This is a genomic window from Pseudomonas glycinae, assembly GCF_001594225.2.
GTDB lineage: Bacteria > Pseudomonadota > Gammaproteobacteria > Pseudomonadales > Pseudomonadaceae > Aquipseudomonas > Aquipseudomonas glycinae.
The window spans coordinates 1,555,442-1,582,212 of sequence record NZ_CP014205.2; the positions used below are offsets into that span (position 1 = coordinate 1,555,442).

Consider the following 26,771-nt stretch of genomic DNA (forward strand, 5'->3'; position numbering starts at 1 on the left):
CTCCTGTGCTCAATTACGCGGCGGCCCTTTGAGGTCCAGCGGCGCGGCGTTGTCGGGGCGGCCGCGAATCAACGATTCCGGATGACGGCCCAGATAATCGGACAGCTCACGCAGCGAACGGGACATGCGCCCAAGCTCGTCGAGAGTCTCGGTCAGTTGTTCGCGTTGCGGCGAATCTTCGGCCAGGGTCGAGCTGGCCGACTGCAGGGTCTTGCTCAGGTCGGCGAGGGTGTTCTGCACGCCGGGCAGGGTCCTGGCATTGAACTGGGTCAGGCCCTTGCGCAATTCCACGAGGTTGCTGTCGAGGTTGCCGGCAATCCGCTCCACCGGCAGTTTGTTGAGCTTGTCGATCATCGCTTCGAGTTTTTCCTGCAACTGTTCGAGGCTGCCGGGGACGGTCGGAACGCTGATCGGGCGAGCGGTGGGGTCGAACGCGACTTTTTCGGCTTTGGGGAAGAAATCCAGCGCGATGTACAACTGGCCGGTCAGCAGATTGCCGCTGCGAGCCTGGGCACGCAGACCGTTGTCGATAAAGGTGCCGATCAGGCGCACGGCAGCGGCTTCATCGTCCGGATTGTGGTCGAGTACCTTGAGCATCTTGATGTGGGCCTGGCCGAGGCGCTGCGGGTAAATCACGATGCCGACGTTGAGCGGGAAGCTGCGCTTTTTCGCGTCGAAGTCCAGGTTGACGCTCACCACCCGGCCGATCTCGATGCCGAGGAATTCCACCGGCGCATCGACTTTCAGCCCACGCAGGGCCTGATCGAAACGCAGGGTCAGGTACTGCGCTTTGCCGTTGGGCGGGGCGAGGGCGGTTTGCTGGTCTTCAAACAGGTCGTAGGTTCTTTCTTCGGCAGCGGCAACGTCGTTGGGGCTGTACTCCGGCGCGCGGAAGGCGATGCCGCCCACCAGCAAGGTCGACAACGATTCGGTTTTCACCGCAAAACCGTTGGCGCCGACGTTGACATCAATCCCGCTGGCGTTCCAGAACCGGGTGTTTTCCGTGACGTAGGCGTCGTTTGGCGCATGGATGAACACTTCGATGTTCACTCCTTTGCCATCGGCATCCAGAGCGTAGGCCACCACCTGGCCCACCGGGATCTTGCGGTAATAGACCGGCGAGCCGATATCCAGCGAACCGAGGTCCGAGGCATGCAGGTTGAAGCGTTTACCCGGTTCGCCGTAGGTGATCGGCGGTGGGTTCTCAAGGCCTTTGAAGTGCTTCGAACGCGAGTTGGACTGACCGATGTCGGCGCCGATGTAGTCACCGGACAGCAACGTGTCGATGCCCGAGACGCCGCCCGCACCGATGCGCGGGCGCACGACCCAGAACTGCGAGTCTTCGCGGGTGAAGGTTTCGGCCTGCTTGGCCAGTTTGATCGTGGCGTTGACGCTTTTCTGGTCGTCGCTCAGTTCGACATCCGTGACCTGGCCGATCACTACGTTGCGGTATTTGACTTCGGTCTTGTTGGCGGTCAGGCCGCTGCCGGTCTTGAAGGTGACGGTGATGGTCGGGCCTTCCTGCATCAGGTTGTGCACCACCAGCGAGAGGCCCACCAGCACCGCGACGATCGGCACGATCCACACCAGCGAAATGCTGAAACGCCGGGTCTTGATCGGCGCCTGGCCGGGCGCTCGCGGTTGATCGGCGGCTGACGACTCCATCCATGACCTCCAGGGTGTGTGGGCACTGAGCGTCAGGAACGCAAAAGCACTTCATCAATATAGAAGTGCTTCGCGATAGAGCAAATGCGCGGGGCGCTTTAACCGGCAGGCCTCATCCCAGCAGCTCCCGCAGGCGATACCAGAACATGCCCAGTGCCAGCAGTGGCGAGCGCAGCGCCGGGCCGCCGGGGAAGGTCATGTGCGGCACATTGCTGAACACGTCCATGCCCTGACTGTGGCCGGCATGAATCGCTTCGCCCAGCAGCCTGGCGCACCAGTGGGTGACGTTCAGACCGTGACCGGAATAGCCCTGGGCGTAGAACACGTTCGGGTGCTGCTTCAAACGACCGACCTGCGGGAAGCGGTTGGCGGTGATGCCGATCTTGCCGCCCCACTGATAGTCGATGCGCACATCCGCCAGTTGCGGGAACACCTTGAGCATCTTTGGTCGCATGTACGCGGCGATGTCCGCCGGGTCCCGTCCCGAATAATGGCAGGCGCCGCCGAACAGCAAGCGCCGGTCCGCCGAGAGCCGGTAGTAGTCGAGGCCGACTTTCTGATCGCACAGCGCCAGGTTCTGCGGAATCAGCTCGGCGGCGCGTTCCGCCGACAGCGGTTCAGTGGCGATGATGTAACTGCCAGCGGGCAGCACTTTGCCGCTGAGTTGCTGTTCAAGTTCATCCAGATGCGCGTTGCAGCCGAGCACAAGACTGCCGGCGCGTACCGTGCCGCTCTGGGTGCGGACTTGAACGGTCGAACCGTGGAGAATTTCCAGCACCGGGCTCTGCTCGAAAATCCGCACCCCGAGGGACGCCGCCAGCCGCGCTTCACCCTGCACCAGGTCGAGCGGGTGCAGATGGCCTGAGCCCATGTCGATCAGGCCGCCCTTGTAGACCCCCGCGTTCACTACTTGCTGACGAATCAGCTCAGGGGCGACCAGCCGCGTTTCATGGCGGTAACCCAACTGCGCCAGGCTTTCCTGCTCGGCCTTGAAGGCGTCGAACTGCGCCGGGGTGTTGGCCAGCTCGCAGAAGCCCCAGCGCAGGTCGCACTCGATGGCGTTGTCGGTGATGCGCTGGCGCACCAGCTCCACCGAATCGATCCCGGCCCGGTGCAGGTAGCGCACGCCTTCGCTGCCGACATGCCGGGCGAAGCCTTCGACGTCATGGCCGATCCCGCGAATCAACTGCCCGCCATTGCGCCCGCTGGCGCCCCAGCCGATGCGCCGGGCTTCAAGCAGGATCACCGAGAGTCCGCGCTGCGCCAGTTCAATGGCCGCGTTGACGCCAGTGAAACCGCCACCGATCACGCAGACGTCGGCGATCAGATCACCCGCCAGTTCCGGATAGGGTGTGCTGGCCCGGGCCGATGCGGCGTAATAGGAGTGTGCGTGTTCCTGGGTGTACTGATTCATTTGTTCGACTTCACTTTGCTCCAGGACCGGGTCATCAGACGCATGATCGACTGGGGCGGGGTAGAGGAGATGTATAGCTTGTCGAGGACTTCCTGGGACGGATAGACCTCGGGATTGTTGACCAGCTCGGGATCCATGTATTGCTTGGCCGCCGGGTTCGGGTTGGCGTAGCCGACCGAGGCGCTGACCTTGGCAATCACTTGCGGATCGAGCAGGTAATTGATGAAGGCGTGGGCTTCCTTGGTGTTGCTGGCATCAGCGGGAATCGCCAGCAGGTCGAACCACAGGTTCGCGCCTTCCTTGGGAATCGAGTACGCGATGTTCACGCCGTTCTTGGCTTCCTTGGCGCGGTTGGCGGCCTGGAACACGTCGCCGGAATAACCGAAGGCCACGCAGATGTCGCCGTTGGCCAGGTCGGACACGTATTTCGAGGAATGGAAATAGGTGATGTATGGCCGGATGCTCAGCAGTTTCTCTTCGGCCTTCTTGTAGTCTTCGGGTTTCTCGCTGCGCGGGTCCATGCCCATGTAGTTGAGGATCGCCGGGAACACTTCATCGGCGGAGTCCATCATCGACACGCCACACTGGGTGAGTTTCTTCAGGTTTTCCGGTTCGAACAGCACGGCCCAGGAGTCGATGTGATCGATGCCCAGCACTTGCTTGACCTTGTCGACGTTGTAGCCGATGCCATTGGTGCCCCACAGATACGGCACCGAGTGCTGGTTGCCGGGATCGTTTTTCTCAAGCAGGGCCAGCAGTTTCGGGTCGAGGTTTTTCCAGTTCGGCAGTTGCGAGCGGTCCAGTTTGAGGAACGCACCGGCCTTTACCTGACGGGCGAGGAAGTGGTTGGACGGCACCACCACGTCATACCCGGTGCGGCCGGCAAGCAGTTTGCCTTCGAGGGTTTCATTGGAGTCGAAAACGTCGTAGATCACCTTGATCCCGCTGGAGGACTGGAAGTCGGCGAGGGTGGTTTCGCCAATGTAATCGGTCCAGTTGTAGACGCTGACCTGGGGTTGGGCGAAGGCACCGGCACTGCACGCCAATGCCAGTGCGGCGGGAATCAGGGATTTCAACAGACGCATATCGACACCTCTTCGAATTATTGGATTTTTCAGGCGAGTACGGTCCTTGTGCTGATCGTTCCCACGCTCCGCGTGGGAATGCCTCAATGGACGCTCCGCGTCCGCTCTTGGGACGCAGAGCGTCCCGGGCTGCATTCTCACGCAGAGCGTGGGAACGATTGTGGGTTGGTTTTTGTTGTTTTAATCAGACGCTCAGCAACAGGAACTCCCGCTCCCAGGAACTGATCACGCGCTTGAAGTTTTCATGCTCGGCGCGTTTCACCGCGACGTAGCCGCGCACGAACTTGCTGCCCAGGTAGCGCGCGACGGTGTCGCACTCTTCCATCTGGGTCAGGGCTTCTTCGATGGTGATTGGCAGGCGCAGGTTGCGGCGCTCGTAGGCCCGGCCTTCGACGGCCGCGCTCGGTTCGATGCCTTCGACCATGCCGATGTAGCCGCACAGCAGGCTCGCGGCGATGGCCAGATACGGGTTGGCGTCGGCGCCGGGCAGACGGTTTTCAACTCGCATCGCCTCAGGGCCGGAGGTCGGCACCCGCAGGCCGACGGTGCGGTTTTCTTCGCCCCATTCGACGTTGACCGGTGCCGAGGTGTCCGGCAGGAAGCGGCGGAACGAGTTCACGTTCGGCGCGAACATCGGCAGCACTTTCGGGATGTACTTCTGCAGGCCGCCGATGTGATGGCGGAACAGGTCGCTCATGCTGCCGTCGGCATTGGCGAAAATCGGCTGGCCGCTGGCGATCTCGACCACGCTCTGGTGCAGGTGCATGGCGCTGCCGGGCTCGTCGCCGATCGGCTTGGCCATGAAGGTCGCGGTCACGTTGTGCTTGAGCGCCGCTTCACGCAGGGTGCGCTTGAACACGGTGATCTGGTCGGCCAGATCCAGCGCGTCGCCGTGGCGGAAGTTGATTTCCATCTGCGCCGGGCCGTCTTCGTGGATCAGCGTGTCCAGGTCCAGGCCTTGCAGTTCGCACCAGTCGTAGACATCTTCGAACAATGGATCGAATTCGTTGGCCGCATCGATGGAGAACGACTGACGACCGCTTTCGGCGCGACCGGAACGGCCCAGCGGTGCCTTGAGCGGCAAGTCCGGGTCTTCGCAGCGCTGGGTCAGGTAGAACTCCATTTCCGGCGCCACGATCGGCTTCCAGCCTTTGTCGGTGTACAGCTGCAGGACTTTCTTCAACACGTTGCGCGGCGACAGCTCGATCGGGTTGCCGAACTTGTCGAAGGTGTCGTGGATCACGATGGCGGTCGGCTCGATGGCCCACGGGATCACGTACACCGCGTCGCTCACTGGCTTGCAGACCATGTCGATATCGGCCGGGTCGAGCAGGTCGTAGTAGATGTCGTCGTCGACAAAATCCCCGGTTACCGTTTGCAGCAGCACACTTTCCGGCAGGCGCATGCCTCGCTCATGCAGGAACTTGTTGGTCGGTGCAATCTTGCCGCGGGCGATGCCGGTCAGGTCGCTGACCACGCATTCCACTTCGGTAATCTTGTGATCTTTCAGCCATGTGAACAGCTGATCGAAAGGGGCATTCATAAAGACCTCGTCGTTGGTTTTGTTGACGCGGGGGAAGTGCGATTTCATCTTTCGCAGGCTTCCCCTGTGGCGCGTTGACGACTATCTTGGGCGGGCCTTGTTGTTCCATCTATCCACTTTCAGCAGCACCAAAGCGCACCAAAAGAGTGCGCAAGGTCTCCCATGACGACGTGTAATCCGCTACAGGTTCAAGCGTTCAACACCGCCGATGTCACCGAGCAAATCCGCGCCACGCCGGGTTGGGTTCAGCATTACCAGCAAATGTCGCCAGGGCATTTCGCCGGGCAGATCCGCTATCTGGATTTGCAGGGTGTTGAGGTTTACGAAGAACAGATGAACACCCGGGTCGAGCAGAATTTCAGCGCGCCGCAAGGGTCGCTGGCGTTCTGTTTCGATCGCAGCGACAACGCGCTCTATCTGCTCAATGAAGAAAGCCGCAACATCTGGATCACCCCGGAGAACTACCAGGAAATCGCTGTGGTGTTCGGCCCGGAGTTCGTCCGCCGCAACGGCCTGGACATGGCCAGGCTGGAAGGTTTGTTCATGGCGCCGCTCAATGGCGCGCAGAACGGATTGTTCAGTCGCTGGTTAAGCTCGACTCTCACGAAGTTGTCGCAAACCCTTGATCAGCCAAGCAAAGAAGCGCTGACCCAGCAGTTGCTGGAGGACTGCCTGTTCATCCTCGACAACGCGAGCGTGTGTCTGGACGGTGGTGGCTTGCAGCGTCGCGCCGAAGAGCGAATCACCCTCAAGCGCGTGGGCGAGTGGGCAGCGGATTCGCCGGAAGAAACCGTCAATCTGCTTGAGTTATCGCGGGTCGCCGGAGTTTCCGTGCGCCAGTTGCAGCAGACCTTCAAGGCCTACACCGGGATGTCACCGAGTCATTGGCTGCGTTTGCGCAGGCTCAACAGTGCGCGGCGGGAACTGCTCAAGCGTTCAGCGGCGGACACCACGGTGGCGGAGGTCGCGATGAACTGGTCGTTCTGGCATTTGGGGCGTTTTTCAAGCAGTTATCGAGCGTTGTTCAAGGAGTTGCCGAGCGAGACGTTGAAGCGCTCGTCGTCCTCCTGACAGATGCATGCCTGAAATCGCCGGAAAAGAACGTGGTTTCACGCCAGCATATTAATTAGAATCACTCTCATTTGTATCCTTCAGGCAGGATCTGTTGAGATGATTGAAGCGGCGAAGCCACCGGAACACAGCCTGCACGACCTGTATCGCGACCATCGAGGCTGGCTGGAAAGCTGGCTGCGCCGACGCATGGGCAATGCGTGGGATGCCGCTGACCTGAGTCAGGATACGTTTCTGCGGGTGCTCGGCAGTTCGCAAGCGCTCGTCGATATGCGTGAGCCCCGCGCCTATCTGCTGACGGTCGGCAAGCGACTGCTGAGCAATTTCTACACCCGGCGCAGCCTCGAGCAGGCCTATCTGAATGCTCTGGCACAGCTCCCTGAAGACTGCGTGCCGTCCCCGGAGCAGCGCTGGATTCTGCTGGAAACCCTACAGGCGCTTGATGAATTGCTCGATGGCCTGCCGCGCGCCGTACGCCGGGCATTTCTGTGGAGTCAGCTCGAAGGCCTGGGCTACCGCGAAATTGCCGAACGCCTGCAAGTGTCCGAACGCACCGTCAAGCGCTACATGGCCCAGGCTTACGAACACTGTCTGCTGGTGGACATGTAATGCGCACGGCACCGTCGAGCGAGGCCCGTGAGGTCGCACGGGCCGCTGCACAGTGGTTGGCGTTGTTTGAATCCGGCGAGGCGACGGACGCCGATCACGCCCGATTGCAAACGTGGCTTAACAGTCACAGCAGCCACGAAAACGCCTGGCAAAAAGCCCAACTGTTGCGTCAACGCTTCTGCGAACTGCCCCCGGCGCTGGCGATGGCCACCCTGGACCGAGCGGATCCAGCGCGGCGTGCAGCGCTCAAACGCATGCTCGGCGTCGCTGCTCTGGTGCCGGCGGCCTGGCTGATCAGTCGTCAGTTGCCGCTGGATGTCTGGCGTGCGGATTTGCACACCGGTACTGGCGAACGCAAGAAATTGCCGCTGGCCGATGGCAGCTCGCTGCAGCTCAATACCGACAGTGCGGTGAACGTCGATCTTGCGGCCCGTCAGTTGACCCTGGTGCGCGGTGAAATGGCGTTCCAGGTGTCGGGCAGCGCGCCATTGACGATCCGCTCGCCATACGGTCGGATCACGGTCAGCGGCAGTGAAGTCTGCGTGCGGCTCGACGAGCGCACTTGTCAGGTTGCGGTGGTCAGCGGGGCTGTGCAGCTGCAACCCCTGCAAGGGCCGGGATTGACCTTGCATGCGGGGCAACGGATCAGCCTGCAAGCCAGTGGTGCTGGCCCGATTGGCACCTTCGACGCCATGCTGCCGGACTGGCGCAGCGGTGTTCTGATGGCGCAAAACCAGCCGCTTGGGGATTTTCTGCGTGAGCTGGGCCGGTATCGATCCGGATTGCTGCGCTGGGATCCGGCGCTGGAAACCCTGCGTGTCACTGGCAGTTTCCGTCTCGACAACACCGATCGCGTGCTGACCCTGCTGGCCGCGAGCTTGCCGCTGGACGTGCAATCTCGTACGCGTTACTGGGTCACTTTGGTGCCACGGAAAAATATCGGTTGAAGCCTGTCCCTTTTTTTCTCCTCGCTGGTCATTTCAGTCAAGTGAACTGAAAACGAGAGCTTCTCCCCATGTCCGCAGTATTTCCCAGCCGTATGCATCCATTGTTGCAGTTGAGCCTGATGCTGAGTCTGAGTACCAGCCCGTTGGTGATGTCCGAGAGCCGGGCCGACGACGCCCGTCGTAGTTATCAAGTCCCGGCCGGCAGCCTGAGTGCCGCGTTGACCCGCTTCGCGGGACTGGCCGGCGTCAATCTGTCAGTGGACCCGGCGCTGGTCAGCGGGCGCAGCAGTTCGGGACTGGCCGGTGATTTCGGGGTGGAAGAGGGCTTCGCCCGACTGCTTTCCGGTTCTGGCCTGCAACTGCAACCGGTGGGCGAGCAAGCCTACATTCTGGTGCCAGCGCCCGAGGGCGGCAGCCTGCAACTGGCGCCGACCTCAATTCTTGGGGCCCAGGACGCAAGTGGCGGGGATGTCTTCGCCGGCGGCGAGGTGGCGCGACGGGGTTCGCAAGGTTTGCTGGGCTCGCGGGATTTCATGGAAACACCGTTCAGCATGACCACCTACACCAGCGAGGCGGTCAAGAATCAGCAGGCGCGTACCCTGGGCGATCTGATCGCCAGCGATCCCTCCGTCCGCGCAACCAACCCGGCCGGAGGCCGCTACGAGCAATTCACCATTCGCGGTTTCAGCCTCTTCAACAGCGATGTCGCCTACAACGGCCTCTACGGCGTGCTGCCCACTTACACGATCGACATGGAAATGGCCGATCGCGTCGACATCCTCAAGGGCCCGAGTCAACTCATCAACGGTATCTCTCCGCGCGGCAGCGTCGGTGGCGGCATCAACGTCGTGCCGAAACGCGCGACCGACACGCCGATTACTTCATTGACCGCCAACTACGCGTCGAACAACCAGGTCGGCGGCGCGGTGGATGTCGGCCGGCGGTTTGGCGAAGACAATCAGTTCGGCCTGCGCTTCAACGGCGTGAAACAATCCGGCGATACCGAGTGGGATCATCAAAGTGTCGATCGTGACATGGCAGTGCTGGGCCTGGATTTTCGTGGTGAGCGCCTGCGCCTCTCGACCGATGTCGGGCACACGGAACGTGACACCGATGCGCCGCAGGAGCGGGTCCAAGTGGGCGCCAATGCGCGGGTACCGAGCGCCAGTGATGTGCGCCATAACTACGCGCAACCCTGGAGCAAGGCACGCACCAAAGACACGTTCGGTACGATCAACGCCGAGTTCGATGTCAATGATTCGACGATGCTGTACGGCGGCGTCGGCGCGCGAAAAAGCAATCACGATTTTCTTCGGCACGCGGTTTCGGTGACCAACAATGCGGGAGACTTCAGCGTCCAGCCCCGGGATTTCACCCGTGACGAAAACGTCCGTACGGCAACGGCCGGTGTGCGCAACTGGTTTCACACCGGACCCGTGAGCCACGAGATCAATCTGGCCGCCAGCTATTTCTACATGGACTTCGAAAACGGTGGCGCGCGTTACGCAGCGGCTCCGAGCAATCTCTATCACCCGGTGGAAACGCCGACGCCGGTGCGCCCTACACGGCAGGACCCCGAGGTCTACACCGAGAACCGCTTCAGCGGCGTGGCGCTGGCCGACACCCTGGGTTTCTTCGATGACCGCCTGCTGCTGACGCTTGGTGCCCGCTGGCAGCGCGTGAAGGTTGATGACTGGTCCGACAACGTCAAGGGCGACACCGCCTACGATGAGGAAAAGGTATCGCCCTCGGGTGGTCTTCTGTTCAAGGCCACCGAAAATTTGTCGCTGTACGCGAACTATATGGAAGGCTTGAGCCAGGGCAAGATCGCGCCGTCGACCTCCGTGAACGAGGACGAAATCTTCCCGCCGTTCATCAGTCGACAGGTCGAGGTGGGCGCCAAGTACGACGCCGGCTCGTTCGGCCTGACCGCGGCGGTGTTCCGGATCAAGCAGCCGGCTTACGAAACCAACGCCGTCACGCGGGTGTTCGGCCCCAACGGCAAACGGCAGAACGACGGTGTGGAACTGTCTGTGTTCGGCGAACCGCTCAAAGGCTTTCGACTGCTGGGTGGCGTCATGTATATCGACAGTGAACTGACCCATACCACCAACGGCACGTTCGACGGCAATCGTGCACCGGCGACGCCCAAGTACAACGTCAACCTGGGCGCCGAGTGGGACGTGCCGAACGTGCAGGGGCTGACATTGACCGGGCGGGGGATCTATTCCAGCTCGCAGTATCTGGATCAGTCCAACAACAAGGAAATTGACGCCTGGGAGCGCTTTGATGTGGGCGCACGGTACGCGTTCAGGGTCGACGAAAAGACCATCACGCTACGGGCCAACGTGGAGAATGTGGCGGACAAGCGTTACTGGAGCTCCGCCGGGGCTTCGGATGACAGCGAGCCGGGTTTGACGCTGGCGACGCCGCGAACCTATCTGCTGTCGGCGACGGTGGATTTCTGAGCGTTGAATTCAGCGAGCGCGCCGGGATTGGTCACGGGTAGCCGGCGCCAGTTGAAGTGCCCGTCATCCTCGTGACGGGCGCACACTAACCAATCCGGTTCTTGCGCATGATCGAAAAATTAAGCGCCGCAGCGACACACAGCCAGGCCAGATAGGGAAACAGGATCAACCCGGTGATCACGTCCAGGCGCAAGGCCAGGATCACCATCGTTGCGACGACCAACCACAACAGCACGAGGATGATCATCGCGGCAACGATCCGCTGCGCGCCGAAGAACACAGGCGTCCACAGTGTGTTCAGCGCAATCTGCGCCGCCCACAATGCCAGCACCTGTTCGCTGCCGGGAATCAGGGTCAAGCGGTAGCCAACCCAGGCCAGCAGCAGGTAGATCGTCGTCCACGCCACCGGAAACACCCAGTTGGGTGGCGTGAACTTCGGTTTGTTGAGCTGCGCGTACCATTGGCCGGGCTGGAAAACCATGCCGGTGGTGGCCGCCGCACCGCAGGCGATCAGGAAAATCAGGAAAGTCACCATTTCTTACTCCTTGGCCGCAGCCAGTCTGCCTCGGTTAATCCGCCGCAGCGGTCGTTCATTCGGATCTTGAGCACATCAATTCACTGACCCGCGCTACCAGTGTGTCGACCGCGAAGGGCTTGGTCAGCACCTGCATGCCAGGGCCAAGTTGACCGGCGCCGATCACTGCGTTCTCCGCATATCCGGTAATGAAGAGCGTGGTCAGGTTCGGGCGGATCTCCCGGCCGGCATCCGCCAGCTGCCGGCCGTTCATGCCACCCGGCAGGCCGACATCGGTGATCAGCAGGTCGATGCGCACGTTCGATTGCAACACCTTCAGTCCGGCAACGCTGTCGCCCGCCTCAAGCAGGTTGTAGCCGAGATCGCCGAGCACTTCGGTCAACAAGGCGCGCACGGTGGGTTCATCGTCGACCACCAGAATGGTCTCGCTGGCCTTGGGCACCACCGCCGGTGCGATGTGCTTGTCATCGTGGCTCTGCACGGGATCGCCACGGTGACGAGGCAGGTAGATGCACATCGTGGTGCCCCGGTCGACCTGCGAGTGCACGCGCACCTGGCCGCCGGATTGCTTGGCGAACCCGTAGATCATTGACAACCCCAGCCCGGTGCCCTGGCCTAGCGGTTTGGTGGTAAAGAACGGGTCGAAGGCCTTGGCGATGACATCGGCCGACATGCCGGTGCCGGTATCGGTGACACACAGACACACATACTCGCCCTCGGGCATGTCCAGCGCGCCGGCGGTCTCGGCGTCCATGATGCGATTGGCGGTCTCGATAGTGATGCGTCCGCCGTCGGGCATTGCATCGCGGGCGTTGATACACAGGTTGAGCAGGGCGTTTTCCAGTTGACTGGCATCGACCAGTGTCGGCCAGAGCACCGGCGAGCCGATGGTTTCCAGGAGAATGCTCGGGCCCACCGTGCGCTGGATCAGTTCGGTCATGCCGGTCATCAGCGTGTTGACGTCGGTGGGCCGCGGATCGAGGGTCTGGCGTCTGGAGAAGGCCAGCAGGCGGTGGGTGAGGGCGGCGGCACGCTTGACCGCGCCTTGTGCAGTCACCATGTACTTGTCGACTTCGCTCAAGCGGCCCTGATTGATCCGCGCGCCCATCAACTCCAGCGCGCCGGAAATGCCGGCCAGCAAGTTGTTGAAATCGTGAGCGAGGCCTCCCGTCAGTTGGCCGACCGCTTCCATCTTCTGCGATTGACGCAGTTTCTCCTCAGCCTGCATCAACTCGGCGGTGCGCGATGACACCCGTTGTTCGAGGGTGTCGTTGAGCGAACGCAACGCGGCAATAGCCCGGTCGCGCTCCGCCTCGACGGTGCGGCGCTCCTCGACATCAATCAGCACGCCGGGAAAGCGCAGCGGCGTTGCGTCCTCTGCACATTCAACACGCCCGTTCGCCTCGATCCACTGGTATCTGCCGTCCTCGCGCCGTACACGGTACTGATGGGAATAAGCGCCTCCACGACTAATGGCTTCGTCGATTGCCGTGGTCAGGCTATCGCGGTCGTCGGGGTGCACGCTGGTGATCACTTGTTCGAGGCTTAGGCCTTCACGCCCCAGTGCCGGGTCGAGATTGAACACCTGGGCGAAGCCTTCGTCGATGGCAAAACGGTCGGTCAGCAGATCCCAGTGCCAGGTGCCGATAATGGCGCCGGCCGCGAGCGCCAGTTGCACGCGCTCGACGTTCTCCCGGGCGATCGCCTCACTGGCTCGCAAGCGGTCTTCTGCCGCGCGCCGCTCGGTGACGTCGTTGAACAGGATCGCGATCTGCCGGTCGGCCGGGTCACCGACCCGCACCGCGCGCACGTCGAACCAGCGCTCGAAGGTATTGGCGTAGTTCTCGAAATTCGCCGGCTCCCCGGTCTTGGCCACGTGGCCGTAGGTTTCGAACCAGAAGCGTTCCAGATTGGGCGCGAATTCGGTCACCCATTTACCGCGCAGGTTGACCCCGCACTGGCGCTCGAACGCCGGGTTCGCCTCGACGAAGTAGTAGTCGACTGGCTCGTCGTTGGCGTCGAATTTGACTTTGACGATGGCAAACGCCGACTCGATGGTTTCCAGAATGGTACTGAAACGCTCTTCACTGCGGCGCAACGCCGTTTCGGCACTGCGCGAGCGCGTGAGGTCAAGCATCGCGCCGATCATGCGTTCGGCCTGGCCGGATTGATTGCGGATCAAGTGCCCGCGATCGAGCACCTCGGCATAGGAGCCGTCCTGACAGCAGAACCGATACTCCGCACTCCATGTCGTGCCGTCGCCTTCGATGGCGGCGCGGATCGATGCCTGCACCCGCGCCTGATCCTGCGGATGGATCCGCGAGAACCGCCAGTCACCGTTGGGATCAACGTTCTCCAGCGCGAAACCGTACGCCTGTTGCAACGCCTGGTTCCAGATGATCTGGTTGGTTTGCAGGTCCCAGTCCCACACCGCATCACTGGTGGCCATGACGGCCAGTCGATAGCGTTCCTTGGTTTCGATTATGGCGCGCCCGTACAGATGCTCCTGAGTACGGTCGCGGAGAATTTTCACGAAGCCCAAATGAGTCTGGTCTTCATCGTAGAGCGGCATCAGCTCGCCAGAGGCCCAGAATCGCTCGCCGTCCTTGCGCAAATGCCATCGCTCATCGTAGGCACGGCCTTCGGCAAGGGCGCGCTGCATTTCCTGTTCGACCCGGCCGGCGGCGCGGTCCTCAGGTGTGAAAAAGCAGGCCGCGCTCTGGCCGCGAACCTCTTCGGCGGACCAGCCCAGCACGTTGGTTGCGCCGCAGTTCCATTCCGTGATGTATCCGCCGAGGTCAGTGACGACCATCGCGAAATCCACTGCACTCTCGAAAACCGCGCGCTGCCGCGCCTCACTACGAGCGAGCGCGGCCTGACTGGCGTGCAGTCGCGCCGTGATGTCGCGCTCATTGTCGACTTCAGTGCTCTGCAAGGCGGCGCGTAATCGCTTGACCTCGGACTCGAGCGCTTCGCGACTAAGGTGTTTGAGGGTGTCCATCTCACCTTCTTGGTTGAATTTTTCAGGGGCCGATTTCAGAGGGTCGGACATGCCCGACAGGTGCAGTCAATATCGGGAAGCGTTGTGGCTGCTGATCCGTTGACAGGTTGCTTCGTCGTTAAGTTTCACTGATGGAGCAAGGTCGTATCGGGCTAGCACTGATTTCAAAACGATTCGCCGTTATCCAGCCGCGCCAACAATGCCTGGCCGCGTTGCCAGAGTGCCTGTTGTTTGGTTTCCGGCATGCGGTCGAGGTTCCTGTACATCATGCTCATGCGCTGATTGCCGCGCAGCAGCTCACCGTGGCGCATCAGGAAATGCCAATACAGCGCATTGAACGGGCAGGCATTGTCCGCCGTGCTTTCGCTGACCTTGTACGCACAACCGCGGCAGTAATCCGACATGCGATTGATGTACTGGCCGCTGGCGCAATAGGGTTTGGAACCGAGAAAACCGCCATCGGCATGCATGACCATGCCCAGCGTGTTGGGCAGTTCGACCCAGTCAAAGGCGTCCATGTAGATCGCCAGATACCACTCGCAGATCTGGCTCGGCGCGATGCCGGCGAGCAGTGCGAAGTTACCGGTGACCATCAGCCGCTGAATGTGATGCGCGTAGGCGTGCTGCAAGCTTTGCCCGATGGCGTGGCGCATGCAGTTCATCTGGGTGTCACCCGTCCAGTAGAACTCGGGCAGTGGCCGGCTGTTGCCGAACGAGTTGCCCAGTGCGTAATCCGGCATTTTCAGCCAGTACACGCCCCGCACATATTCCCGCCAGCCAATCAGTTGCCGGATGAAGCCTTCGGCGGCATTGAGCGCAACGCTGCCGGCCCAGTACGCCGACTCCACATCGCTGCACAGCTGACGCAGATCCAGCAGGCCGATGTTGAGCGCCGCACTGATGCGCGCATGAAACAGAAACGGCTCTTCACTGGCCATTGCGTCCTGGTAATCGCCAAACCCCGCCAGACCATAATCAAGAAAATACGCCCAGAGTGCCTGCGCATCGGCATGGGTGACGGGATAGTTGAAGTCATCGAGCGCGCCGTAGTGCTGGCTGAAGCGCGCCTTGACCAGTGCCAGTACATCGCGGGTGATGGCGTCGTTTTTGAACCGTGCCGGGTAGGGCGCTTTGACGCCCTTGGGCAGGGCCTTGCGATTCTCGGCATCGAAGTTCCACGCGCCGCCCACTGGTGAGCCGTCACCATTGAGCAGCAAGCGGCTCTTGCGACGCATCTCACGGTAGAAAAACTCCATGCGCAGCTGTTTTTTGCCCTCGGCCCATGCGGCAAATTCTTCGCGACTGCACAGAAAACGCGTATCGGCGTGCCAGTGGATGGGCAAACCGCATTCCTTGATCGAGTGCTCCAGTCGCCAGTCGCCACACTCGGTGATGTGCACTTGCTCGGCCTGCAACAACGCTTGCCAGCGCTTCAGCTCACCGGGCACCGAACCGCTGTTATCGGGATCATCCAGGGTCACGTATTCAACCCGCGTACCCTGATCCCGCAACGCCTGGGCGAAATGGCGCATGGCGCTGAAGATCAGGGCAATCTTTTGTGGATGGTGGGGCACATGACTGGCTTCTTCCATGACTTCAACCAGCAACACGGTGTCGCGCTCGGCGTCGAGTGCGTGTAATGAAGCCAGATCGAACGACAACTGGTCGCCCAGTACCAGACACAAGCGGCGGGTAACGTTCATTCAATGGAGCTCTGCGTTTTACGGTTCATTGGCTTGATTCGGGGCCTTGGCGGCGGAAGAACAAAGTCACCTGACCGACTTCCACCCCGAACTTGGACATGCTGGTGCGGTTGATCAACGTGTCCTCGTCCATCAAGTACATCCAGTCGTCCATGCTCATTTCATAGGTCGAGTCGTCGACCGGTACGTTCAGCCGATAACGCCAGTGAAGTGTGTTGCCCGCCACCTGGCCTTGGGCAACCCCTACGACATCACCGGCGCGGCCGCTCCAGCGTCCCTGGCCCTCGGGCGTCAATGTCCATACGCGGTGTTGGCGGGTGCCATCGCTGTACAGAAAGCGCTCGTCGAGAATCAGGTTGTTGCCTTCGCGACGGCTGATAATGTTGACTTCGAAACGCTTGGTCACTTCGCCGCCGCGCTTCTGAAACATTCCCCAGGCCTTGACGGGCTGGCTGAAAAAACGCTGCAGATCGAGGGCTGGTTGTTGATCGGCATAACGGCTGACATCCACGCTGGTGCAGCTTGCGATGCTGAGTAGCAGTGTCAATAACAGCACTAATCGAGTCATTGCTTTACTCCCTGATGGCAGAGGGGGTCGAGGGACCGCGCTGGAGATGCTTTCTTGTACGCCATGAAGCGCGCGTACAGGGTTGCGGCCGTCTAATTTCGCTCTCCCGCGGCAGTGTTGCGCGGCATGGCGGATCAGCACCCAAAATAATTGTACGAAGGTGGTAATTCTGTATAGGTTTTGTTCACGATAGGCGGAAAAAAGCCACCTGACAATCAAGCGGCAATTTTTTCGCGCAAATGCGCAGAACCGACATCACAAGCTGAAGGTTTGCCTGGGTAGCGGGGAGAGGGCGCGAATAGTGTTCACTGTGGTTTGCGGTGCTGTTGCCAGCAGGCGGAAAAAGGCCCGGATTCCTCCGGGCCAGTCATGCTCATCAGTGCGAATCCGCCTCGCTCGCGGCCTCGGCAGCGGATCTTTCCCTGCGCTTCTGGAGCCAACTGTAGAACGCATGCACGGGATGAAGGACGGCGGTGAGTACGCCGAGCAGCAGGATGGTGAAAAGGATGATCAGCGGGATGCTTTCGTGCGAGAACATGGTGGGTTACTCCTGTAGTCACTATGTCGTAACCCGCAGACTAGACGCATCGAATCCTGTTTTTGATGAATGAATGTTCATCCTTGAACGCTTCGGGTGTGTTACGGCGAATCTTATGGGTGCATTGTCAGAATGATTTTCCCGACAGTCCTTGAAGTCTCCATTCGCCGGTGGCATACGCCAGTTGCACGGCGCGGGATTGAATGCCGCGCATCCCTGGTTGCGCGGCAAGATAGTGTTTCGATATTCAGCAAACGATCAAGAGCATAACGGCGTGCTCACAACGCAAACGCAGTCCCGCGAGTATTCACAAAAAGCGAGTAGATCGAGTGACTGCTTGCCATGAACAGCCTGTTCCCTTCGCGCCCCCCGAAGCACAGGTTCGGGCAGCGCTCTGGCAGCGAAATATGCCCGATGGCCTTGCCCTGTGGGTTGAAAACCCGCACGCCGTCGAGTTTTTCCAGGTCGGCCCTGGGATCTCCATTGCCGCCCCAGCCGCACCACAGGTTGCCCGCTTCGTCGCACTTGATACCGTCGATTGCCGCATAGTCCAGCCCCTCGATGTGCTTGCGACGCTCGCCCAGTGTGCCGTCTTCCTTCACGGCAATGGCCCAGATCAAGCGATTGGGTTTGGCGCGACCTTCGACGACATACAGGGTTTTCTCGTCGGGAGAAAAGCACAGACCATTGGGGCCGTTCAGGTCGTCGATGACCCGAGTGACCTTTCTGCTCTCACCGTCGATGCGGTAAACGGCGTGGGGTTGGCTCGGGGTGATTTTGTGGCCTTCGTAGTTGTTGCCGGTCTGGAATGGCGGATCGGTAAACCAGATCGATCCGTCACTTTTGCAGACGATGTCGTTGGGCGAGTTGAAGGGCTTGCCCTCGAAGCTGTCGGCTAGCACGGTGGTCGTGCCATTGTATTCAGTGCGCGTGATGCGGCGGCCTTCGCTGGTGGTGGTAGAGCCTTCGCAGACGATAAGCCGCCCTTGGCGATCCCGGCACATCCCGTTGGAAAAGTTCGAGTGTTCACGGTACACGGTGAAGGTTTCGGTGATTTCATCCCAACGCATGATGCGATTATTGGGGATGTCGCTGACCAGCAAATAGCGGCCATCGCCGATCCAGACCGGTCCTTCGGCCCAGCGCATCCCAGTGGCAAGTTTTTCCACACTGGCGTTGAAAATACGCAAGTCGAGGAAGCTGTCGTCGAGGATGTGAATCAGTGGATCCGGGTAGCGTTGACTCAACGGTTCGGCGGCTTCAGCGAGACTGGGCAGCAAGGCAGAGCCGGTGGCGAGCGTGGCGGAAACAGCGAGGGATTTTTTCAGGAAGCTGCGGCGGGTATTGCCCTTTACCTGTTCAAGGCTTTCATGCTTGGCGGCCAGGGATGAGTCCATGTAGCGATCTCCGTGGTTTTATTTTTGTTGGGAGGCGTACTAATAACCCGTGATAGGACATCGTACAAGTTAATCATTTTCCAACCCCGACAGGGCTTGGCGTTGGAGGCGCGTCGGTTAAGGCTGAGGGCCAGGATTCCATATAGCCCAAGCGCAGCTTTTTATTCCCAAAACGAAGTTCATATTAATTTTATAGTGCGTTTTAATCTAATCAGGTTTTTCCTGATTGGAGCATTCGCACTTGAAGATCCCTACACATTTGACACTTGGCCTGGCGCTCGCCGTCAGTTGCTCTGCAGCATTCGCGGGGCCCACCCTTGATCGCGTGACGCAAAAAGGTGAACTCACCGGTGTCCTGATGGAGAGTTACCCGCCGTTCTCTTTTCTCAACGACCAGAACCAGCTCGACGGCTTCGATGTGGATGTCGCTAAAGCTGTGGCCGAACGTCTTGGGGTCAAGCTGAAACTTGAAACGCCTTCCTGGGACGTGATTGCCGCCGGGCACTGGAACGGTCGATACGACATCTGCGTGTGCTCGATGACACCGAGCAAGGCGCGGGCCGAAGTGTTCGACTTCCCCGTGGAGTATTACCAGTCGCCGGCGGTGATCGTGGTCAATGCAAAGGACAAGGACATTGCCACTGGCAAGGACTTGTCCGGCAAAAAAGTCGGTGTGATCAGTGCGTCGACTTATGAGGCCTATCTGAACAAGGATCTGGTCATTGAAGGCGCCGAGGACAAACCGTTGAGCTATCCATTCGACAATGTCCAGATCGCCCCTTACGACAACGAAACCGTTGCCTTCCAGGATCTCGCACTGGGTACCGGCGTGCGCCTGGATGCCATGGTCACCAACCTGATCACCGCGCGTGAACGCATCGCTCAGGATCCGCGCTTCAAGATTGCCGGAGATCCACTGTATGCCGAACCGAACGTCGTGGCGGTCGAAAAAGGCGATCCGCAATGGAATGCGAAAGTCACCGAAGTCATCGCACAACTCAAGACTGACGGCACGCTGAGCAAAATATCCCGCAAGTGGATCGGTTCTGATATCAGCCAATGACAGCCATCAATCCGCATCCGGCCAAAGCGGCTGTCAGCTCGCAAAAGCAGCCGCCACTGACACGTCAGCTATTCGGCTTTCGCACGCGCCTGTATCTGACGTGGGCGGCGCTGTCGGGTCTGGGCGTGTGGTTTTTCATGCGCTTCGATCTGAAGTTTTCGATCATTCTGGAGAAGTTGCCCAACCTGGTCGGCCTGCATCTGGGCCCGAACGGGTTCTTGCAGGGCGCTGCGCTGACGATATTCCTGTGTTTCTGCTCGATCTGGTTTTCGTTATTGCTGGGCTTTGTCACCGCGTTGGCCAGGCTGTCGAGCAGCGCCGTGGCGTTTGGTATCGCCAGCTTCTACGCCTCGTTCTTTCGCGGCACGCCACTGTTGATCCAGATCCTGTTGATCTATCTGGGGCTGCCGCAGTTGGGCGTGGTGCCGGGTGCAATCAGCGCCGGGATCATCGCGCTGTCGCTCAACTACGGGGCTTATCTCAGTGAGATTTTTCGTGCGGGCATCCTCGCAGTTGCCCCGGGTCAGCGCGAAGCAGCCGCCGCACTGGGCCTGAGGCCGGCCGCGACGTTCATCCACATCATCCTGCCGCAAGCCATGCGCACGATCATTCCGCCGACCACCAGCCAGTTCATTTCGATGCTCAAGGACTCTTCCCTGATTTCGGTCATGGGGGTCTGGGAAGTGATGTTTCTGGCGCAGTCGTACGGGCGTTCGTCCTACCGTTACATTGAAATGCTGACCACCGCAGCCGCCATCTACTGGCTGTTATCCATCGGTCTCGAACTGATCCAGCATCGCCTCGAACGCCATTACGGCAGAGGCTTCAAGCATCAGCGCTGAGCCATTTCGTTAAATGATTTCTTGCAGGAACCCCAATGTCCGATCCTAAACCTCTGCTGTTTGCACTCTATGAACAAGCCAGTGTCGGGTGCGGCGGTGCACCGAGCCTCTGGACGCACCCGGCTGACGAACGCCTGGCGATCAATTCGCTGGGCTACTGGTCAAACCTGGCGCGGATTGCCGATCAGGCGCACCTCGATATGTTGTTCTTTGGTGATGTGCTGGGTTTCTACGATGTGTTCGGCGGCAATGCCGATGCGGCGATGAAATGGGCGGTGGAGGCGCCGGCCAACGATCCGTTGATGATCATTCCGGCGTTGGCGGCCGTGACGGAAAACCTGGCGTTTGGTGTCACGGTGACCACCAGTTATGAGCACCCGTTTACCCACGCCCGGCGCTTCAGCACGCTTGATCACCTCACCAATGGGCGAGTGGGGTGGAATATCGTCACCTCTTACCTGTCCAGCGCCGCCCGCAATTTCGGGCTGGAGCAAATGATCAAGCATGACGATCGCTATGAGCGCGCCGAAGAGTTTCTCGATGTGGTGTACAAACTCTGGGAGGGCAGTTGGGCCGACGACGCCGTGGTGGCCGACAAGGCCCGCCAGCTGTATGCCAGAGGCGACCGGGTGCGACCGATCAATCACGAGGGTGCGCACTATCGCGTGGCCGGGCCGCACCTGACCGCTCCGTCTCCGCAGCGCACACCGTTGCTGATCCAGGCGGGCTGGTCGGGACGCGGTCGAGAATTCGCCGCCAAGCATGCGGAACTGATCTTCATCGCCAAATCCAACCCGCAGGAAATCCGTCAGGGCCTGGAAGACATCTGGGCCCAGGCGCAGGCGCGAGGACGTCAACGTGAAGACGTGAAATCGTTGACGGTGTTGCGCATCGTCACGGCCAAAACCGAAATCGAAGCCCAGCGCAAATACGACGAGCTGCAAAGCAACTATCACTTGCAGGCACAACTGGTCAGTTACGCCGGCGACACCGGCATCGACATCAGCCGCTACGCCGACAGCGATGCACTCTCGACGCACACCGAAGGCCTGACCTCATACGTGATGCGCCCCGATGGCAGTGGCAAGCCGCTGACGGCGGGTGATGTGAAAAAGCGCTTCGCCAGCGTTACTCGTGGCAGCGACCTGATTCTCGTCGGTACACCGCAGCAAGTCGCCGATCGCATCGAAGAACACGCGCGAATTTCCGGCACCAGCGGCTACATGCTCAACCCGTTGATCAGCCCGGGCAGCCTTGAGGACTTTGTCGAACTGGTGATTCCCGAACTGCAAAAGCGAGGGCTGTACCGGACTCAACCGCAAAGCGGCACCTTCCGTTCGCGGTTACGGGCAGATCACTCCAGCCACCTGCCTGACTCGGCCTATGGGGCTTCGTTCCGCTTCGACAAGGCGCTTTAGGGGAGGGGGGAGTCACGCGTCGTGCTGGGCGCAGTGACTCTCATAGAGCTTGCTTGACGTAGGCTTGCCGGGCGATGGATCACCATTCGTCAGCAAGAGGCCGTGCATCTTCTTGACAGTCAAGTCGTCGGAGGAAATACTCACCAAAAATTCATATAGATGACTAGATAACAAGGTAAATAAAGTCGATGAATTCTCTTTCCAGCGATGTTCGCCTGCCGCTTTACCAACGTCTGCGTGACCACTTGGCTGAGCAGATTGCCAACAATCGCTGGCGCCCGGGGGAGGCTATTCCCACCGAAGCCGCGCTCTCCGCGGAGTATCAGCTGTCCACCGGTACCGTGCGTAAAGCGGTCGACGCGCTGGTCAGTGAGGGCATTCTGGAGCGTCAGCAAGGTCGAGGCACCTTCGTTCGCCGGCCTCAATTTCAATCTTCGTTATTCCGTTTCTTCCGTTTTCAGACTGCTGCTGGTGAACGTAAGGTACCGGAGAGTCGCATCCTGTCGATCGAACCGATGATTGCGCCGTCGGCGGTGGCGCAGGCGCTAGGGCTGCCACCTGACGCGCCGGTCATTCGGATTGTCCGAGTACGTCTGCTCGATGTTCAGCCGGTGCTCGCCGAAGAAATCTGGCTGCCGCGCAGCCGCTTCCAGCCGCTGCTGGAGATTGACTTGAGTCGTCAAGGGCCGCTGCTGTATCCGATCTACGAAGAGGTATGCGGTCAGGTCGTCGCCTATGCCGAAGAAACACTCACCGCTGAATCAGTGAATGAGGTGCACGCGCGATTGCTGCAAGTACCAATCAGCAGCCCCGTGGTGGTGATCGAGCGTCTGGCGCGCGATTACGCGGGTACGCCCCTGGAGTGGCGCCGCTCCCGAGGGCATGCCGAACACTTTCGCTACAGCGTGGATATTCGCTAACCCCGTGCCTGGTTAGCGGATCGTTCAGCGGCGAGACGGTCGCCGCTGGTTTGATCGTTTTGTTTGAGATGACTGGCCCCGAAGCGGCGCGGTTCGCGCTCGGCTGCCTCACGTTCCGCCTATAAGGATAAGAATCATGTTCAGCTGGTATCGCCAAATCACTCCTCGGGAGCGCAAAACGTTTTGGGCCTGCTTCGGCGGATGGTCCCTCGACGCACTGGAAGTACAAATGTTTGGCCTGGCGATTCCAGCGTTGATCGCCGCGTTCGCCTTGACCAAGGGCGATGCGGGGCTGATCAGCGGAGTGACTCTGGTCACGTCAGCTATCGGCGGTTGGGTAGGGGGGACGTTGTCCGATCGCTACGGCCGGGTGCGTACGCTGCAGTGGATGATTGTGTGGTTCTCCTTTTTTACTTTTCTCTCCGCGTTTGTCACCGGCTTCAACCAGCTCTTGATCGTCAAGGCACTGCAGGGTTTCGGCATCGGCGGCGAGTGGGCAGCGGGTGCAGTATTGATGGCCGAAACCATCAATCCGCAGTATCGCGGCAAAGTGATGGGCACCGTACAAGGTGCCTGGGCTGTGGGTTGGGGGCTGGCCGTCGGAGTGTTCACACTGATTTATTCCCTCGTGCCGCAGGACATGGCGTGGCGCGTGATGTTCCTGGTTGGGCTGCTACCGTCGTTTCTGATTATCTGGGTGCGTCGTAATGTGGAGGAGCCCGACAGCTTCCAGCGTCTGCAAAAAGAAAACGCCATCCCGCAAAGTTTTTTCAAATCCCTGGCCGGCATTTTCCGGCCCGATTTGATCCGCGTAACGCTGTTCGGCGGTCTATTGGGGCTGGGTGCGCACGGTGGTTATCACGCGGTGATGACCTGGCTGCCAACGTTCCTCAAGACTGAGCGTAATCTGTCCGTACTGAATTCTGGTGGCTACCTGGCGGTGATCATTTTTGCGTTCTGGTGTGGATGTGTCGTCAGCGGCTTTTTGATCGATCGGATTGGCCGGCGCAAAAACATCGTCCTGTTCGCGCTTTGCTGTGTCATCACGGTGCAGAGTTATGTGTTCTTGCCGCTGACCGATACCCAGATGCTGTTCCTGGGGTTCCCGCTCGGCTTTTTTGCGGCCGGTATTCCCGCAAGCCTTGGCGCGTTGTTCAACGAGCTATACCCGGCAGACGTGCGCGGCGCCGGCGTCGGCTTCTGCTACAACTTTGGCCGAGTGCTTTCCGCGGTGTTCCCGTTCCTCGTCGGTCACATGAGCGACTCCATGTCCCTTGGATCTGCGATTGGTATCGACGCAGGGATTGCCTATGGCGTGGCGGTGATTGCGGCACTTTGTCTGCCGGAAACCCGTGGACGCAGCCTCGAAGCTTCGAATACATCGGTGGCAGTCACGATCAACGGCAACGAGAGTGCGCGGGCCTGACGCCCATTACCTTCTATTAGATGAACGCTATGACCGATACCTGCTCTATACCGATCACCGGCATCGACTCCCATGCTCATGTGTTCAGCCGTGATCTGAATTTGATCGGTGAACGGCGCTATACCCCTGATTACGACGCCACGCTTGAGCAGTATCTGACGCACTTGCACGCTCATGGCCTGAGTCATGGCGTATTGGTTCAACCGAGCTTTCTCGGCACCGACAATAGCTACTTGTTGGCGGCGTTGAGGCAAGCGCCGCAGCAGTTGCGAGGGGTCGTGGTGCTGGAGCCAGGCGTCAGTCGCGCCATGTTGAATGAGATGGATCAGTTGGGTGTGGTCGGCGTCCGTTTGAACCTGATGGGCAAGGCGTTACCTGATTTTCGTAACAGTGCCTGGAGAGCGTTTTTCAGCCACATTGCTGATCTTGACTGGCATGTCGAGTTGCATCGGGAGGTAAAGGATCTGCCGGGACTGATCCATCAATTGACGCCGTACGGTTTGAAGTTGGTGATCGATCACTTTGGCCGGCCGAATGCCAATTCGGGCATCGATCAGCCCGGGTTTTGCGAGTTACTGGAGTTGGGGTCGAAAGGTTCGATCTGGATGAAAGTATCGGGAATCTATCGTTTCGGAGGTACGCCGCAACAGAACATCAATTTCGCTCGAATGGCATTACCCCTGCTGGAACAAAGTTTTGGCCTTCGCCAGTTGGTGTGGGGCAGCGACTGGCCGCATACGCAGCATGAGCAAAGCATCGGTTTTCGCACCGTAGTCGATCAGTTAAAGGCCTTGGAGTGCTCGAGGCAGGTTAGCGATTCGCTGCTTGTGCAAGCCCCTCGAAGGTTATTCGGTTTTGCAAAAGGCAAAAGCTGAGACTTGCGCCTGCATTCGCAGATGTCCATTCATCTCACCTATTTAAATGAATACCTACAGAACGTTCGACGTACGACGTTGCAGTAAAACCTATCGTGCCTCATCGAGAAGTTCTGTGTAGTAGCAGCATATTCCAATTACAAAAGAGCAGATTCCATGGACACGTCATCCAATGCCGAAGTTGAAAGCACCCAAACGATGTTTGGTTTATCGCGTGCAACGACAGGCGTTACGGTTTCAAACTTCTCTTTCAAATCTGACTGCAGTTTGAGCGTCAGCCCAACCGAGATCCTTTCATGACTCCCTTAGATATAGACCTCTTACTGACCGCATTGGTGAGCGTCCTGGTGCTGGTGGGGCTCATCGTGTCGCGTCTCAAAATGCACCCGCTCCTGGCCTTGTTAGTGGTGTCCGTAGGTGTTGGCTTTGCAACCGGTATGGAGCCGGAAGCCATCGTCTCCCACGTGATGACCGGCGCCGGAAAGACACTGGGGGCAGTAGGGGTCGTCATCGCACTTGGAGCGATGCTGGGCAAAATTCTTGCTGACGCAGGCGTCACAGAGCAGATCGCCGAGGTCATCCTCAAGCGAACATCGGATCGAATGATCCCTTGGGCCATGATGATGGTTGCATTTGTAATTGGCATTCCCATGTTTTTCGAGGTGGGCCTGGTGATCATGCTGCCGCTGATCTTCAGCGTGGCGCGAAAGCTGGAAAGTCAGGCTCGCTTCAAAGGTTCAGCGTATGTGTATGTGGGGGTTCCGGTGATTGCGGCACTTGCAGCCATGCACGGGATGGTGCCGCCGCACCCTGGCCCCTTGACGGCCATCGCGGCGCTCAAAACCTCGGTTGGGCCCACAATGCTCTATGGTTTCCTTGCGGCAATTCCTGCAATGATCTTGGGCGGCCCGCTTTATGGCGCATTCATTTCGCCGCGTATGAGTACTCGGCCGGATCAGGTTTTGCTGGATCAGTTCACCCTGGCTGAAAAAGCCGACGATCAACCAAGCACCAGTGTATGGCTTGGCGTGCTGGCAGCCTTGCTACCGGCGATCCTGATGCTGGTTCATGCCGTCGCCGAGATGCTATTACCCAAGGGCAATGCGATCCTGAAGATGGCCAGTTTCTTGGGCAATCCCTTGATAGCCATGCTCCTGGGCGTGCTGTTCGCAGGGGCGAGTCTGGTACTCGCGCGATGTGGCGATGCGGGGCAATTGCGCGAATCCCTGGGCAAGAGCCTCAAGCCAATCGCTTCAATCATCATGATCATCGCCGGCGGTGGTGCCTTTCAGGAGTTGCTGACCAGCGCCAAGGTGGGCGATGCCATTGTGCATCTGACTCAACAGTCTGCGTTCCCTCCGCTGATCCTGGGCTGGTTGATTGCGATGCTGCTCTCGGTATCTACCGGTTCAGCCACTGTAGGTATCGTTGGTGCTGCTGGCTTGCTGGCGCCGCTTGCAGGTGCTGATCCAGGCCTCAACCTGCCTCTGCTTGCCTTGTCCATCGGCTGCGGCTCGCTGTTCTTCAACTATGCGAACCATGCGGGCTTCTGGATGGTGAAGGAATCCTTCGGCATGACGATGGGCGAAGCAACCAAGACCATTTCGGTGGTTCAATCCATCGTAGCTGTGGTCGGTTTGATTGTGGTGTTGATGTTGAATGCGGTTATCACAGTGGTTTGAG

At 59.6% G+C, this 26,771-nt stretch carries 21 protein-coding genes; 11 read left to right on the forward strand and 10 right to left on the reverse strand.

Translation table 11 applies throughout. From position 1 onward, the window contains the following. Positions 1 to 9: 9 nt before the first annotated feature. The 4 genes from AWU82_RS07010 to AWU82_RS07025 all read right to left on the reverse strand — a co-directional run bounded on the left by AWU82_RS07010 (position 10) and on the right by AWU82_RS07025 (position 5,707). Positions 10 to 1,665 (reverse strand): PqiB family protein, encoded by a 1,656-nt coding sequence (locus AWU82_RS07010; RefSeq protein WP_064381535.1) that lies wholly within the window; start codon positions 1,663 to 1,665, stop codon positions 10 to 12. Positions 1,666 to 1,777: 112 nt separating this feature from the next. Further along, positions 1,778 to 3,079, reverse strand: coding sequence for an NAD(P)/FAD-dependent oxidoreductase (locus AWU82_RS07015; protein ID WP_064381537.1), 1,302 nt, complete (start codon positions 3,077 to 3,079; stop codon positions 1,778 to 1,780). Continuing rightward, on the reverse strand, positions 3,076 to 4,164 hold the full coding sequence (locus tag AWU82_RS07020; protein WP_064381539.1) for a polyamine ABC transporter substrate-binding protein: 1,089 nt from the start codon (positions 4,162 to 4,164) through the stop codon (positions 3,076 to 3,078). The genes AWU82_RS07015 and AWU82_RS07020 overlap by 4 nt, the downstream gene beginning before the upstream one ends. Before the next feature lie 184 nt (positions 4,165 to 4,348). Next, positions 4,349 to 5,707, reverse strand: a complete 1,359-nt coding sequence (locus AWU82_RS07025; RefSeq protein ID WP_064384094.1) for a glutamine synthetase family protein — start codon at positions 5,705 to 5,707, stop codon at positions 4,349 to 4,351. Between the two features lie 162 nt (positions 5,708 to 5,869). On the opposite strand from AWU82_RS07025, the gene AWU82_RS07030 reads away from it, so the two are divergent. The 4 genes from AWU82_RS07030 to AWU82_RS07045 all read left to right on the forward strand — a co-directional run bounded on the left by AWU82_RS07030 (position 5,870) and on the right by AWU82_RS07045 (position 10,802). Continuing rightward, positions 5,870 to 6,778, forward strand: a complete 909-nt coding sequence (locus AWU82_RS07030) for a helix-turn-helix domain-containing protein (RefSeq protein ID WP_064381543.1) — start codon at positions 5,870 to 5,872, stop codon at positions 6,776 to 6,778. A gap of 99 nt (positions 6,779 to 6,877) precedes the next feature. Beyond that, positions 6,878 to 7,387 (forward strand): sigma-70 family RNA polymerase sigma factor, encoded by a 510-nt coding sequence (locus AWU82_RS07035; RefSeq protein WP_064381544.1) that lies wholly within the window; start codon positions 6,878 to 6,880, stop codon positions 7,385 to 7,387. Beyond that, a complete protein-coding gene (locus AWU82_RS07040; RefSeq protein ID WP_064381546.1) occupies positions 7,387 to 8,334 on the forward strand; it encodes a FecR domain-containing protein in 948 nt (315 codons plus the stop codon). The genes AWU82_RS07035 and AWU82_RS07040 overlap by 1 nt, the downstream gene beginning before the upstream one ends. Before the next feature lie 68 nt (positions 8,335 to 8,402). Next, the gene (locus AWU82_RS07045) at positions 8,403 to 10,802 is read left to right on the forward strand and encodes a TonB-dependent receptor (RefSeq protein ID WP_064381549.1); all 2,400 of its coding nucleotides are present in this window, start codon (positions 8,403 to 8,405) and stop codon (positions 10,800 to 10,802) included. 85 nt (positions 10,803 to 10,887) lie between these two features. On the opposite strand, the gene tspO is transcribed toward AWU82_RS07045, so the two are convergent. The 6 genes from tspO to AWU82_RS07075 all read right to left on the reverse strand — a co-directional run bounded on the left by tspO (position 10,888) and on the right by AWU82_RS07075 (position 18,544). Next, positions 10,888 to 11,334 carry a tryptophan-rich sensory protein TspO gene (gene tspO / locus AWU82_RS07050; protein WP_064384095.1) on the reverse strand — a complete coding sequence of 149 codons (447 nt, stop codon included), beginning with the start codon at positions 11,332 to 11,334 and terminating at the stop codon, positions 10,888 to 10,890. 58 nt (positions 11,335 to 11,392) lie between these two features. Further along, positions 11,393 to 14,338: a PAS domain-containing hybrid sensor histidine kinase/response regulator gene (locus AWU82_RS07055; RefSeq protein WP_064384096.1), complete on the reverse strand. Its 2,946-nt coding sequence runs from the start codon at positions 14,336 to 14,338 to the stop codon at positions 11,393 to 11,395. Positions 14,339 to 14,502: 164 nt separating this feature from the next. Further along, entirely contained in the window at positions 14,503 to 16,041 is a 1,539-nt protein-coding gene (locus AWU82_RS07060; RefSeq protein ID WP_064381551.1) for a cryptochrome/photolyase family protein, read from the reverse strand. A 25-nt stretch (positions 16,042 to 16,066) separates the two neighbouring features. Further along, a complete protein-coding gene (locus AWU82_RS07065; protein ID WP_064381552.1) occupies positions 16,067 to 16,609 on the reverse strand; it encodes a DUF3833 domain-containing protein in 543 nt (180 codons plus the stop codon). A 376-nt stretch (positions 16,610 to 16,985) separates the two neighbouring features. Then, positions 16,986 to 17,147, reverse strand: a complete 162-nt coding sequence (locus AWU82_RS07070; RefSeq protein WP_170928921.1) for a hypothetical protein — start codon at positions 17,145 to 17,147, stop codon at positions 16,986 to 16,988. Positions 17,148 to 17,425: 278 nt separating this feature from the next. After that, positions 17,426 to 18,544 carry an SMP-30/gluconolactonase/LRE family protein gene (locus AWU82_RS07075; RefSeq protein ID WP_064381554.1) on the reverse strand — a complete coding sequence of 373 codons (1,119 nt, stop codon included), beginning with the start codon at positions 18,542 to 18,544 and terminating at the stop codon, positions 17,426 to 17,428. Between the two features lie 241 nt (positions 18,545 to 18,785). On the opposite strand from AWU82_RS07075, the gene AWU82_RS07080 reads away from it, so the two are divergent. From AWU82_RS07080 to AWU82_RS07110, 7 genes are all read left to right on the forward strand, one after another. Beyond that, positions 18,786 to 19,607, forward strand: coding sequence for an ABC transporter substrate-binding protein (locus tag AWU82_RS07080; RefSeq protein ID WP_064381557.1), 822 nt, complete (start codon positions 18,786 to 18,788; stop codon positions 19,605 to 19,607). Continuing rightward, a complete protein-coding gene (locus AWU82_RS07085; protein WP_064381558.1) occupies positions 19,604 to 20,449 on the forward strand; it encodes an amino acid ABC transporter permease in 846 nt (281 codons plus the stop codon). The genes AWU82_RS07080 and AWU82_RS07085 overlap by 4 nt, the downstream gene beginning before the upstream one ends. Before the next feature lie 35 nt (positions 20,450 to 20,484). After that, positions 20,485 to 21,867 (forward strand): LLM class flavin-dependent oxidoreductase, encoded by a 1,383-nt coding sequence (locus AWU82_RS07090; RefSeq protein WP_064381560.1) that lies wholly within the window; start codon positions 20,485 to 20,487, stop codon positions 21,865 to 21,867. A 188-nt stretch (positions 21,868 to 22,055) separates the two neighbouring features. Further along, positions 22,056 to 22,787: a GntR family transcriptional regulator gene (locus AWU82_RS07095; protein WP_064381562.1), complete on the forward strand. Its 732-nt coding sequence runs from the start codon at positions 22,056 to 22,058 to the stop codon at positions 22,785 to 22,787. Between the two features lie 136 nt (positions 22,788 to 22,923). Continuing rightward, positions 22,924 to 24,213 carry an MFS transporter gene (locus AWU82_RS07100; RefSeq protein WP_064381563.1) on the forward strand — a complete coding sequence of 430 codons (1,290 nt, stop codon included), beginning with the start codon at positions 22,924 to 22,926 and terminating at the stop codon, positions 24,211 to 24,213. Positions 24,214 to 24,242: 29 nt separating this feature from the next. Next, positions 24,243 to 25,088: an amidohydrolase family protein gene (locus tag AWU82_RS07105; RefSeq protein WP_064381566.1), complete on the forward strand. Its 846-nt coding sequence runs from the start codon at positions 24,243 to 24,245 to the stop codon at positions 25,086 to 25,088. A 296-nt stretch (positions 25,089 to 25,384) separates the two neighbouring features. After that, a complete protein-coding gene (locus AWU82_RS07110) occupies positions 25,385 to 26,770 on the forward strand; it encodes a GntP family permease (protein WP_064381568.1) in 1,386 nt (461 codons plus the stop codon). Position 26,771: the final 1 nt, after the last annotated feature.

Coding starts and splice junctions, on each gene's coding strand:
- AWU82_RS07010 (WP_064381535.1), bottom strand. CDS start 1,665: ATGGAGTCGTCAGCCGCCGATCAACCGCGAGCGCCCGGCCAGGCGCCG.
- AWU82_RS07015 (WP_064381537.1), bottom strand. CDS start 3,079: ATGAATCAGTACACCCAGGAACACGCACACTCCTATTACGCCGCATCG.
- AWU82_RS07020 (WP_064381539.1), bottom strand. CDS start 4,164: ATGCGTCTGTTGAAATCCCTGATTCCCGCCGCACTGGCATTGGCGTGC.
- AWU82_RS07025 (WP_064384094.1), bottom strand. CDS start 5,707: ATGAATGCCCCTTTCGATCAGCTGTTCACATGGCTGAAAGATCACAAG.
- AWU82_RS07030 (WP_064381543.1), top strand. CDS start 5,870: ATGACGACGTGTAATCCGCTACAGGTTCAAGCGTTCAACACCGCCGAT.
- AWU82_RS07035 (WP_064381544.1), top strand. CDS start 6,878: ATGATTGAAGCGGCGAAGCCACCGGAACACAGCCTGCACGACCTGTAT.
- AWU82_RS07040 (WP_064381546.1), top strand. CDS start 7,387: ATGCGCACGGCACCGTCGAGCGAGGCCCGTGAGGTCGCACGGGCCGCT.
- AWU82_RS07045 (WP_064381549.1), top strand. CDS start 8,403: ATGTCCGCAGTATTTCCCAGCCGTATGCATCCATTGTTGCAGTTGAGC.
- AWU82_RS07055 (WP_064384096.1), bottom strand. CDS start 14,338: ATGGACACCCTCAAACACCTTAGTCGCGAAGCGCTCGAGTCCGAGGTC.
- AWU82_RS07060 (WP_064381551.1), bottom strand. CDS start 16,041: ATGAACGTTACCCGCCGCTTGTGTCTGGTACTGGGCGACCAGTTGTCG.
- AWU82_RS07065 (WP_064381552.1), bottom strand. CDS start 16,609: ATGACTCGATTAGTGCTGTTATTGACACTGCTACTCAGCATCGCAAGC.
- AWU82_RS07070 (WP_170928921.1), bottom strand. CDS start 17,147: ATGTTCTCGCACGAAAGCATCCCGCTGATCATCCTTTTCACCATCCTG.
- AWU82_RS07075 (WP_064381554.1), bottom strand. CDS start 18,544: ATGGACTCATCCCTGGCCGCCAAGCATGAAAGCCTTGAACAGGTAAAG.
- AWU82_RS07085 (WP_064381558.1), top strand. CDS start 19,604: ATGACAGCCATCAATCCGCATCCGGCCAAAGCGGCTGTCAGCTCGCAA.
- AWU82_RS07090 (WP_064381560.1), top strand. CDS start 20,485: ATGTCCGATCCTAAACCTCTGCTGTTTGCACTCTATGAACAAGCCAGT.
- AWU82_RS07095 (WP_064381562.1), top strand. CDS start 22,056: ATGAATTCTCTTTCCAGCGATGTTCGCCTGCCGCTTTACCAACGTCTG.
- AWU82_RS07100 (WP_064381563.1), top strand. CDS start 22,924: ATGTTCAGCTGGTATCGCCAAATCACTCCTCGGGAGCGCAAAACGTTT.
- AWU82_RS07105 (WP_064381566.1), top strand. CDS start 24,243: ATGACCGATACCTGCTCTATACCGATCACCGGCATCGACTCCCATGCT.
- AWU82_RS07110 (WP_064381568.1), top strand. CDS start 25,385: ATGACTCCCTTAGATATAGACCTCTTACTGACCGCATTGGTGAGCGTC.